Annotated in this window: 7 protein-coding genes; all 7 read left to right on the top strand. The window is 43.2% G+C overall.

Features of this window, described 5'->3' with window-relative positions; translation table 11 throughout:
• Positions 1-309: 309 nt before the first annotated feature.
• On the top strand, positions 310-1,320 hold the full coding sequence (locus tag B3600_RS10755; RefSeq protein WP_112374276.1) for a LacI family DNA-binding transcriptional regulator: 1,011 nt from the start codon (positions 310-312) through the stop codon (positions 1,318-1,320).
• A gap of 195 nt (positions 1,321-1,515) precedes the next feature.
• Positions 1,516-4,101: an alpha-amylase family glycosyl hydrolase gene (locus B3600_RS10750; RefSeq protein ID WP_286752929.1), complete on the top strand. Its 2,586-nt coding sequence runs from the start codon at positions 1,516-1,518 to the stop codon at positions 4,099-4,101.
• An 11-nt stretch (positions 4,102-4,112) separates the two neighbouring features.
• A complete protein-coding gene (locus B3600_RS10745; protein ID WP_286752928.1) occupies positions 4,113-7,082 on the top strand; it encodes a SusC/RagA family TonB-linked outer membrane protein in 2,970 nt (989 codons plus the stop codon).
• Positions 7,083-7,093: 11 nt separating this feature from the next.
• Positions 7,094-8,689 carry a RagB/SusD family nutrient uptake outer membrane protein gene (locus B3600_RS10740; RefSeq protein ID WP_286752927.1) on the top strand — a complete coding sequence of 532 codons (1,596 nt, stop codon included), beginning with the start codon at positions 7,094-7,096 and terminating at the stop codon, positions 8,687-8,689.
• Positions 8,690-8,903: 214 nt separating this feature from the next.
• Positions 8,904-9,923, top strand: a complete 1,020-nt coding sequence (locus B3600_RS10735; protein WP_286752926.1) for a SusE domain-containing protein — start codon at positions 8,904-8,906, stop codon at positions 9,921-9,923.
• 3 nt (positions 9,924-9,926) lie between these two features.
• The gene (locus tag B3600_RS10730; protein ID WP_286752925.1) at positions 9,927-11,789 is read left to right on the top strand and encodes a glycoside hydrolase family 13 protein; all 1,863 of its coding nucleotides are present in this window, start codon (positions 9,927-9,929) and stop codon (positions 11,787-11,789) included.
• Positions 11,790-11,822: 33 nt separating this feature from the next.
• Entirely contained in the window at positions 11,823-12,470 is a 648-nt protein-coding gene (gene pgmB, locus B3600_RS10725) for a beta-phosphoglucomutase (protein ID WP_112374270.1), read from the top strand.
• Positions 12,471-12,541 lie beyond the last annotated feature (71 nt).

Raw genomic sequence — 12,541 nt, 5'->3', positions numbered from 1 at the left:
AGTCGTAGCAAGATTCTCCACAGCCGAAGGTGATACGAACACAATACGAAGACAGTATTAGCGCTATAGACACAAAAGGCCATGTAAAACAACTTTTTATGCTAACGGAAAGCTGATGAAAGCAGGCATATTGGAATGATCATTTACACGATTTGATCACTAAATCGCTTTTCTTATCTGGAGATAAAAAAAACATGGCCCGCTGATTTAAAACAAAGAGGACAAAAAGAAAATTTGCTATTCTGGATAGATAATTGCTTTATTTGTATCCAACAATTATTACATTCGAACAGCAAAGGGAATCTTGATATGTCGCAATTAACAATAGTAGATCTGGCCAAAAAACTCGGCTTGTCAAAATCGACCGTTTCCCGTGCATTTCGGGATAACGAGGATATTAATCCGGCGACAAAAGCCCGTATTTTGGCCATGGCCGAAGAAATCGGTTTTTCGCCGAATGTCTATGCGAGTAGTCTGAAAGCGAATAAAAGTCTGACGATTGCGATTATTATTCCCGAATTTGGTAATAAATTTTTCTCGCAGGCCATCAAAGGAATCGAGGCAGTGGCACGCTCTAAGGGCTATCATACCTTGATTTACGTGACGGATCATCAGGTACAAAATGAAGCTTCCATCGTGCGCTCGCTGGCTAATGGACGAGTGGATGGCGTGATCATTTCGGCTTCGGGTGAGGGAAAAGACCATTCGCATTTGCAGCTGTTGGCGGAAAGGGGAATACCGGTCATGTTCTTTGACCGTGCATACGACGATTGGAAGGGGGGATATATTACGGGGAATGACTTTGATTCGGCTTACCAGGCTACGAAGCACTTGATTGATAATGCCTGTAAACGGATTGCTTACCTCGCCATCAATCCTCATGTTTCGATTGGTAAGGTGCGTAAAGACGGGTATGAAAAAGCTTTGCGGGAGGCGGGAATACCGATTAGGCCCGAGCTTATTTTGGATACCGTCAATGATGCCGATCAGAATATGAAAGATATCGCCAGCTTGATCGAAAAGGAAAAACCCGATGCCATTTTTGCTTCAGTAGAACGTCTCGCTATTTCGAGTATACGGGTCGCCAAGCAGCTCGCAATTCGTATTCCTGAAGACCTCAAAATCATTTGTTTTTCTTGTTTGGATATCGCCGATCTGATCGACCCAGCACTGAGCGTAGTGAAACAACCTGCCTACGAAATGGGCCAATTGGTAACAAAATACCTATTGGATAAAATGGATGATCCAACAAATGATAAGTTTGCTAATTCGGTTTACCTTGATTCCCAGCTTATTTTTCAAAAATCTAGCCTCAAATAAGAAAAAAAATATTTGTTTTTTGTAATCCCATTATTTAGCTTTGATTACTTTCGGGAACATTCCCGAAAATATTTAAATAATCAATTTGTATAAAATATTGGATAGGGAAATCCAGCAAATCGCAACAGGCGATTTCTTTTTACCTTGATTTCGGGAACGTTCCCAATATCAAATTCCAAGTAAAGCTAATTATCGATGGGGAAGCATATCTCTCGTTTAATAGGGTATCTCTGGGTGATTGTCCTATTATCATCATGTGCAAATAAGAAAGATATCGTGGATATCGAGCAACCACCTGTTATTGAACAGCAGGGGACTGGTTTGGTGAATCTTTCTGCTCCATTTATCTTTTGGGATAAGGAAATCACCTTGCAATTTGATCTTTCGAAAGGAAATGCAGCGTTAAAAGGTAGCACCGCCGACCTGTATCTACACGCGGGGTTGATTCCTGTCCATGGGGGGAGCTGGCAGCATGTAGCGACAGACTGGTCAAAGAATGACAACGCTTATAAACTTAAATTTGTTTCTGCTGGTTTATATACATTTACATTTACGCCTTCCACATTCTTTAATCTGTCAAATGCTTTGGAATTTGGTCAGTTGGCACTTTTAGTGCGTAATGGTGATGGATCGCTCGTCCAACGAAATAAAAATAATTCAGATTTATTTCTGCCTTTCGTGGCGAGTAACATGCAAGCAATTCGTTTTGTGTCGCCTACGCTGCAACCCACAGATCCAATGACCACTGAGCAGATGTACACCGTTGGCGATAACCTGAAGCTAAAATTACAGGCAACGCAGTCCGGAAAAATCAGTGTCTGGGACAATTGTATATTGCTGGCTGAATCTTCTGCTGCACTGTCTTTAGAAAAATCTGTTAGTCTACAAAGCAACGGCCTGCATGAGCTCGAAGCCCGCTTGGAAGCTGATGGCAAGGTATATTCCAGTAAAGTGGAGCTATTTGTAGAATCAAAACCTACCATTGCTGCCCTCCCGATAGGTATCAATCCAAACGGAACAACCATAAACAGGGAAAAAGGGGAGGTCAGTTTTGCGCTCACAGCACCACTGAAAAAAAGTGTATATCTGTTAGGTGGGTTTAACAACTATAAAGCATTACCAGCCTATGCGATGAGCCAGACTCCAGATGGCAAAACCTGGTGGGTAACGGTATCGAATCTGGATTTCTCCAAAAAACAGACTTATCAGTTTTTGGTGGATGGCCAATTGGCTATCGCTGATCCCTATGCTGAGCTGATTCTTGATCCGCAGAATGATGCTGCACTTGGGCTTACAGCAGCGGCTGTACCCGCTTATCCCGCAGCTGCGCATGGTATTGTCGGCGTATTGGATCTTTCCACAAAGGCTTATACCTGGAAAACAACTGCTTTTAATAGACCTGCTCAAGGTGATTTGGTGATCTATGAACTGTTGGTTCGCGATTTTGTCAGACAGCATCAATATACTACACTCAAGGATTCTTTGTCTTATTTAAAAAGGCTGGGTGTAAATGCTGTTGAGCTAATGCCTGTACAGGAATCGGAAGGGAATTCGACTTGGGGATACAATCCTTCATTCCACCGGGCATTGGATAAATATTACGGCTTGAAAAATGACCTGAAAGCCTATGTCGATGCCTGTCACGAAAATGGTATTGCCGTGATTTTGGACGTTGTTTTTAATCACGCATTTGGTCAGTCGCCGCTTGTACAGCTTTATATGGAGCAGGGCAACGTCGCTGGCAATAGTCCTTGGTTCAATACGGTTGCCAAGCATCCGTTTAATGTTGGATTCGACTTTAACCACGAAAGTAGTTATACGCAGACTTTCGTTAAAGATGTCTTGACCTATTGGATGCAAGAATACAAGATCGATGGCTTCCGCTTTGACTTGTCTAAAGGTTTTACCCAGAAAAATTCAGGCACTTCAGAAAGTGATTTAAGCGCTTGGAATGCCTATGATGCTTCCCGTGTGGCGATCTTAAAGCAATACCAGCAGCATATTCGGAGTATAGATCCTTCTTGTTATATCATTCTCGAGCATCTTGGCGGTGATCAGGAAGAAATGGAGCTGGCGCAATCGGGTATGTTGCTCTGGAATAATATGAATCATGTCTTCAACGAAGCGGCGATGGGATGGAATGCCAATAATGGCTCGGATCTCGGTCGTTTGTTTGCCTCAAATCATGGGATGGTGCAACCTTCTTTTGTGTCCTATATGGAAAGTCACGACGAACAGAGACTCTTGTTCAAATGCCTCAATTATGGAAATTCATCCGGTAACTATAATATCAAGAATCTCGGTACAGCATTAAAACGCTTGGAACAAGCGGCGGTATTTTTATTGGCTTCGCCTGGACCTAAGATGATCTGGCAGTTTGGTGAATATGGCTATGATGTGTCTATCGATGAAAATGGACGGACAGGTGAAAAACCATTATTATGGAGTTATCTGCAGCAAGATGATCGCAAAAAACTTTTTGAGACCTATGCGAAACTCACCCGTTTCAAAACCAAAAATAGCATTTTCCAAAACGGGACGATTGTTACATCGGCTATGAAAGATGCCGTTAAATATTTCGTGCTGGAAAAGGATGGACAACAAGTAGGGGTACTTGGCAATTTTGGAGTAGAAAGTGTGGAATTTACATTGCCACAAGCACTGCAGGGACAGTGGGTGGACAATTTTACGGGAAAAGAGCTCAACTGGCTCAGTCAGTCAAAATTGAGCCTTTTGCCTGGACAATACCAATTGATAAGCAAAACAAAACTAAATAAATAAACAGTTATTTTATGAACAAACAGCTATCACGTCCATTTTGGGCTCTGAGCATGCTACTCGGCGTAAGTGCTTCGGCATTTGCCCAACAGGCAACGCTAAAGGGGCGAGTAATGGACCAGAAGGGGAGTTCCTTGGTCGGTGCTACACTGCGCTTCGAGGATATTCAAAAATCACTGTCTACCAATGCGAATGGGGATTTTAGCTTGGATAGACTACAAACGGGGAAATTACGCCTGCGAGTCAGCATGGTCGGATACGCGAGCCTGGACACCTTAATCCAAATCAGTGATGGGCAGAATCCGTTAAACCTCTACCTTAAATCCAATACGAGCGCGCTGGATGAGGTTGTTGTGATTGGTTATGGTACACAAAAGAAAAGTGACCTGACGGGGTCAATCAGCACGGTGAGTTCTAAGGATTTTCAAAAAGGACAGATCTCCTCTCCCGAGCAACTCATTATGGGGAAAGTTCCGGGCGTACAGATTACAACAAGTGGGGGGCAGCCAGGCGCAGGAAGTACAATCCGGATCCGTTCCGGCGCTTCACTGAATGCCAGTAACGATCCATTGATCGTCGTGGATGGGATTCCTTTGGCTGGTGGCTCGGTATCCGGCGTAGCGAATCCATTAAGTTTGATTAACCCAAATGATATCGAGACATTTACCATCTTGAAAGATGCCAATGCAACGGCAATTTATGGATCGCGTGCATCGAATGGTGTCATCTTAATCACCACCAAAAAAGGCAGCCGCTCAGGAACACAGATTAACTTCTCTACACAGAACTCCTTGGCGACTGTGGCCAATAAAGTAAAACTGCTTAACGCGGATCAAATCCGCGATTATGTCAATGCCAATGGCAGTGATGCCATGAAAAAATTGTTGGGAACAGCAAATACCGATTGGCAGGATGTGATTTATGGCAATGCCTTTACTACGGACAATAATGTTAACATTGCTTCCAGAGCTGGCAATATGCCTTACCGTATTTCTGCTGGTTATATGAATCAGGACGGTGTGCTGAAAAATGATAACTTAAAACGGACCACCGCGGCATTGGCCTTGACACCGAAATTTCTGGACAATCACCTTTCGCTGGATGTGAATGTACGTGGTACCTGGTCGAAATCGAAATTTGCTACGCAAGATGCGATCGGGTCAGCGATTCAGTTCGATCCCAGCCAACCTGTTTATGTCGATGATAAGGATAGTTTTGGCGGATATTTTGAGTGGGTTCAGGGCGGGAAACCCAATCCAAATGCACCTCGAAATCCTTTGGCCTTATTGGATCTGCGCAAAGATAATGGCGATGTTTTCAGAAGCATTGGAAATGCAAAAGTGGATTATAGTTTCCATTTCCTTCCCGAGTTACACGCCAACTTAAACGTCGGCTACGATCTGGCGCGTTCAAAAGGGAATACATTTACGCCGGCTATTGCTGCACGTAATTTCAATGAAGGTGGTGAAAGAACGCAATATAAAACCGATATCAACAATAAAACACTCGAGTTTTATCTAAAGTATGATAAAGAATTACCTACAATCAAAAGTACGATAGACGCGACACTAGGCTATGGTTACTATAAAAATAGTAGTAAAGTATATAATTTTAACCGTACAAATGCCGAAGGTGATAAGATCTTAAATGAACCAACGCGACCTTTTGATAAACCCGAAAACCTGTTGATTTCCTATTACGGACGTTTGATCTATACCTACGACAACCGTTATGTCCTTTCTGGAACCTTGCGGACAGATGGTTCTTCCCGTTTTAGCCCGGATAACCGCTGGGGATATTTCCCTTCTGTCGGTTTTACCTGGCGCGCGAAAAATGAAGGCTTTTTAAAAGAAATAGCTGCGGTTTCGGAGTTGAAACTTCGTTTAAGTTATGGAAAGACCGGTCAGCAAGACGGTATTGCCAACTATTCTTATTTGCCTAATTACACCATCAGTGGTAATGAATCCATGTATCGATTTGGTAATGAGTATTATTACCTGAATTCGCCGGTCGCCTACGATCAAGATATCCGCTGGGAGAGTACAACGACCTATAATGCTGGAGTTGATTTTGGTTTCGCTAACAATCTATTCTATGGTAGCATAGACTACTATTCGAAAAAGACCAAGGACCTGCTCAGTACCATTCCAGTTCCTGTAGGATCAAACTTTAGCAACTTTTTGTTGACGAATGTTGGTAATATGGAGAATCAGGGTCTGGAGTTTAACCTGCATTACGTTCCGGTAAAAACAGAAAATTCGTCGTTGGATCTTGGTTTCAATATGACTTATAATAGAAGCAAAGTGACCAACCTGACGCAGAGCGATGATCCAAACTTTATCGTGGAGACCGGTAGTATTCGTGGTGGAACAGGGGGGAATATCCAGGCACATAAGGTGAATTTCATGCCCAATAGTTTCAATGTGTTCCAGCAGGTATATGATGAACAGGGGCATCCTGTAGAAGGGGTCTATGTTGACCGCAATGGCGACGGCGTGATCAGCGATAACGACCGTTACCTATACAAATCACCTTTACCGAAATACCTTTTGGGTTTTACGGCGGCATACAGTTACAAAAAATGGTCGGCAAGCACCGTATTGCGCGCAAGTTTGGATAATTATGTGTACGACAATGTTTCATCCAACCTAGGCAGTGGCGCGAACATCAACGATCAGGCGGTTTTGGTGATCAACAATGCCCCGGTGGATTTTTTGAATACCAATTTTCTACTCAAGCAGTTACGAAGTGATTATTACATCAAAAATGCGTCATTCTTGAAAATGGATAATGTTAATCTGAGTTATAACCTCGGAAAATTTATTCGGAACAGCAAAGCTTCGATGTCTATTTCTGCCACTGTACAAAATGTATTTACCATCACCAAGTACAAAGGAGTTGATCCAGAAATATCCAATGGTATAGACGACCGTTTCTATCCAAGACCAAGAACTTATGTATTGGGTGTAAATGTGAGTTTTTAAATGATATAACAATGAAAAAATTAAATAAATATATAGGCGCTTGCCTGCTCGCCATCGCATTGAGCAGCTGCCACAAGGATTTGGATTTAAAGCCGACTAATGATGTCACCGCAGATATTGCTTATAAAGATTTTAAAGGTTATACCTCATCATTTGCAAGGTTGTATGGATCATTGACTTTAACGAGCACATCGGGGCCGAATAATACAGACTTAGGTGGTTTAGATGCCGGAACATCGGATTTTTTACGTCTTTTTTGGAATGCGCAAGAACTTACTACCGATGAAGCTGCTTGCGCCTGGCTTAATGACCCGGGAATTAGTGGTTTGGATTACCTCAATTTTGACGATAGTAATCCCATGCTCCGCGGTCTTTACACGCGTTGTGTCTACAGTGCTACCCTTGTCAATGAATTTTTAAGAGAGAGCACGGATGCTAAATTGGCCGAACGCGGTATTTCAGATGCCGACAAAAAAGAGATCGCTTATTATCGTGCCGAAGCAAGATTCTTACGTGCTTACAACTATTGGGTTCTACTTGATCTATTCGGAAATCCACCTTTTGTAACCGAAGAAACTTCAGTAGGCAAAGTATCACCGCCACAGATCAAACGACCTGAGCTTTTCGCGTATGTGGAGAAAGAACTGCTGGAGGTTGCTGGTCAGCTCAAAGGTGCCAAACAGAATGTTTATGGTCGTGTGGACCAAGTAGCGACATGGGGGCTATTGGCTCGTTTATACCTCAACGCTGAAGTCTACCTGGGGGCCGGTAATAAGAAATATACCGAAGCCATCACGTATTCAGAAAAGGTATTGAACTCGGGCTATAGCTTGGGGACAAATTACCGGGAGCTCTTCTATGCAGATAATGATGTGAACAACCCCGAATTTATTTTTTATCTGCCTTACGATGGAACCAAAACACAGAGCAAGGGGGGAACGACTTATCTGATCAATGCAGCTATCGACGCGACCATGAATCCCACTTCTTTTGGTGTGCCTGGCGGCGGTTGGGCGGGAAATCGGACGCGTGACAATATCGCAACCATTTTCGGTGACTACTCCGGAGCAACGGACAAAAGGGCAATGTTTCACTTAAATACAAGCGTAAAAATAGAAGATATCGCTGTCTATAAGCAGGGGTTGGCAGTCACTAAATTCCGGAATGTGAACAAAGACGGAAAAACTGCTCCTCCAGCAGCTGAAGGTTTTGTAGCATCGGTGGACTTTCCATTAATTCGATTGGCAGAGATGAACCTGATTTACGCCGAAGCAACTTTACGAGGTGGCTCCGGTGGTAACGTGGCTAAAGCATTGGATTACGTCAACAAGTTGCGTGTGCGTGCCTATGGCAACAACAGTGGGAATTTGGCAAACCTCTCGCTGGACGATGTACTCAACGAGCGTGTGAAAGAGCTGTATTGGGAAGGGTTTAGACGTTCAGATTTAATTCGTTACGGCAAATTTACGGGCGATAATTACCTCTGGCCTTTTAAAGGAGGTGTGCTAGCCGGTCAAGCTGTGCCAGCCTATAGAACACTGTTCCCGCTTCCGGCTTCAGATATAATCGCGAACTCCAATCTTGTACAGAATCCCGGCTATAATTAATCAGCATCGGAAAAGGAGAATTTATTCCAATGAAAGACGAATCTACAACTCCTGATTGAGTTTGGATGCGGTAAGCTTCTTCTGATCGATGTGGCCATACCTGTACTAAGAAAATTGTTGACAGATGAAACCGAGCAATGCATATTGATCGGCGCACAGGACGGTAAATATTTGCCCTGAGCGTTCATCAGCTATTGAAAACAAAATAAAACAGATGAAAACTAGACACTATATCGGAATCATGCTGCTGTTTATAGCGCTGTTCCAAAGTTGTAAAAAAGACGAAACGCGGGCCATATTGGCTAGTGATGAAGGTATAAAGCCAGCGACTTTAAGCCTTGATAAAAATAATGTAACCCTGTCTAAAGATAATGCAAAGGACACCGTACTGCACTTAACTATGATTCAGCCTGACTTTGGTTTTCAGGCGGCAGTAACCAACGTACTCCAGTTTGGGCTCAAAGGAGACAATTTTAAAACAGTAAAAGAAGTTGTTATTCCGAGTGGTCGGACAACAGTTGGTTTTACGGGTTATGAATTGAATAGCTACTTACTTTCTCTTGGTGTTCCGACAGGAACGGCTTCTGACTTTGATGTACGGCTGAAGTCAAGTATCAATGCTAAAATTACGGTCGTGTTTTCAGCTTTGGCAAGCCTGAAAGCAGTTCCCTTTGCTTCAACCAGCTATCTGTATGTTCCAGGCGCTTATCAGGGATGGGATCCAGCCACAGCTGAGTCGTTAGTTTCCCCAAAAAGTAACGGTATCTATACAGGCATTATCTTATTTCCGGAAGTGAATTCAGAATTTAAGATTACAACTGAACGCAATTGGGCGAATTCTTATGGACAAACTGCAGATGGTAAAATCGCATTTAATGGCGGTGGAAATATAAAAGCGCCGCGTGCAGGTAATCTGGAAATCGAGGTCAACACAACTGCCAATACCATTTCATTTAAAGATCACAACTGGGGCATTATTGGCAGCGCGACACCGAAAGGTTGGGATGCCGATACAGATATGAAGTTTGACAATGCCAACCAGGTATGGAAGCTCACAGTGAGCTTGACGGCAGGAGAGATCAAATTCCGTAAAAATCACGATTGGGGAACCAATTTTGGCGGGGCAAATGGAACTTTAGCGGCTGGCGGTGCCAATATCGCGGTCGCCAGTGCCGGTACCTACGCTATTGTCGTGGATTTCAATGCAAATACCTATACGCTGACAAAGAAATAGCAAATGATGTTTAAAATAAATAAAAATATTACCACAGTAATCGTGGCGCTAACAGTGCTTGGATGGAGCCCCTTATTGGGGCAATCCATTCAACGTGTAGAACCTTTAAACTGGTGGGTAGGAATGGAAAATCCAACCTTGCAGCTCGTTGTCTATGGACCCCAGATCGGGAAAAGTGAGGTGCAAGTGGAGGATAAAGGAATAGAATTGGTAAAAATCAATCGGGTGGAAAATCCCAATTACCTGTTTTTGGATGTCAAGGTGGCTGCTTCGGCCCAACCGGGATGGTCAACTTTTACCTTTCGTCAAGGAAAGAAAAAACTGACTTATCGTTATGAGTTGAAGCAAAGAGATCAAAAAGTAAAAGCGCAAGGAGTAAACAGTGCCGATTTGATCTATCTGATTATGCCTGATCGTTTTGCCAATGGAAATAAGGCAAATGATCAAGTGAAAGGTATGTTGGATATGAGCTTGAACCGGGATTCAATGTATCTGCGCCATGGCGGTGATTTGGAAGGTATTATCGGGAAACTGGATTACCTGCAAGATCTTGGTGTTACATCCTTGTGGCTGACTCCCGTGTTGACCAATGACATGCCACAGGCCTCGTACCATGGTTATGCCAATACCGAAACATATCATATAGACCCTCGCTTTGGTAGCAATGACACTTATGTGCAATTAGGCGAACAGCTCCACCGGCGTCAGATGAAATTGATTTTTGATGTGGTGCCCAACCATATTGGAAGTTATCATTGGACGGTGAAAGACAAACCGATGGCAGACTGGCTCAATGAATGGCCTTCCTATACGCAGACATCCTATAAAGATCAGGCTGTTTTTGATCCTTATGCCTCGGCAGATGACAAAAAGAAAATGGTCAAAGGTTGGTTTGTTCCCACCATGCCCGATATGAACGAACAGAATCCATACGTTCAAAATTACCTGACCCAAAGCCATATCTGGTGGATAGAGACCGCAGCAATAGACGGATTCCGAATAGATACCTATCCGTACAATGATCTGGATTTTATGGCTAAATGGACCGATCGCATTCTGCAGGAGTATCCAAAGTTTACATTTTTTGGGGAGACATGGGTACACGGGGTTGCCAATCAGGCTTATTTTCTGGGCGGAAAACGAGTTGGTCAGGACGTGGATTCCAAGTTGATGGGCGTAACCGATTTTCAGCTTAATTATGCCATAGGTGATGCGCTCAACCAAAAGACAGAATGGACTGCCGGAGCCAATAAATTATATTCGACCCTGGCCTCAGATTTTCTATATCCACATCCAGAGCAAAATGTGCTTTTTTTGGATAACCACGATAAGGATCGTTTTTTCTCCGTTGTAGGCGAAAACGTGCAGAAATATAAATCGGCAATGGCTTGGCTTATGACAACAAGGGGTATCCCACAGTTGTACTATGGAGCTGAAATTCTGATGAAGAATTTCTCTAATCCCGACGGCTTGCTAAGGGAAGACTTTCAGGGTGGTTTTATAGGTGACAAATCGAATAAATTTACAGCTGACGGAAGAACGAAAGCCGAGCAGGATATGTGGAACTATGTGCAGACCTTAGCCAATTACCGAAAACAACATACCGTTCTGCAAACCGGTAAAACGATGCAATATGTGCCCGAAGATGGCGTATATGTTTATTTCCGTTACAACGAAAAGCAAACTGTTATGGTCGTGATGAATTGCAATGATGTCGCGAAGGAACTTAAACTCGATCGCTTTAGGGAACGAAATAACCAGGTGAAGTCCTATTTCGATATTATTCAAAAGCAAGAGACCAATCCAGTTGACCATAGCTTGAAGTTGGACGCTTACGAGACTAAAGTGTTTGAGCTTAAGTTTTAACACAATTTAAAATTCTATAGAATTCATTTTTCGATGATTAATTATAAAACTGTAAAAGCCGTAATATTTGATTTGGACGGTGTGTTAGTGGATACGGCGGTCTACCATTTTCAAGCCTGGCATAGATTGGCAGAAGGCTTGGGTTATTCGTTTTCTCTTGTTGATAACGAACAGCTGAAAGGGGTCAGTCGCATTGAATCCCTCGAGCTTATTTTAAAATGGGCGGGGGCGAAAATATCCGATGCTGAAAAAGCGGATTTGCTGTCACTTAAAAACAAATGGTACTTGGAGCTGATTGAACAACTCAGCCCTGACCACTTGCTTTCAGGTAGTTTAGATCTATTAGAAAAACTCCGGAAAAAAGGGATTAAGATTGCATTGGGGTCAGCCAGCAAGAACGCGATGGGTATCCTTGAAAAAACGGGGATTATCAGCTATTTCGACGCATTGATTGATGGAAATGTGGTTCAACTGTCTAAACCTAATCCAGCAGTTTTCCTGAAGGGAGCTGAGGCTTTGGGAATTGAACCTGCATGCTGTCTCGTGCTGGAAGATGCCCAAGCCGGAATAGATGCGGCAAGGGCAGCCGGCATGCAGGTGATAGGGATTGGGCGGGCTGAACATCTTAACGGAGCAGATTTAGTGGTAGCCGATTTAGGAGCCTTAGTCGATAAATTTTAAATTTTAGGAGCAATTCAAGTGATGGAAGCAAGGCGTAGATCATATTGGCAAAGAAGACCAGAATGATTGAG

The organism is Sphingobacterium sp. UBA2480, from assembly GCF_002341965.1.
Classification (GTDB): domain Bacteria; phylum Bacteroidota; class Bacteroidia; order Sphingobacteriales; family Sphingobacteriaceae; genus Sphingobacterium; species Sphingobacterium multivorum.
This window is presented reverse-complemented; position numbering and strand designations above follow the sequence as displayed.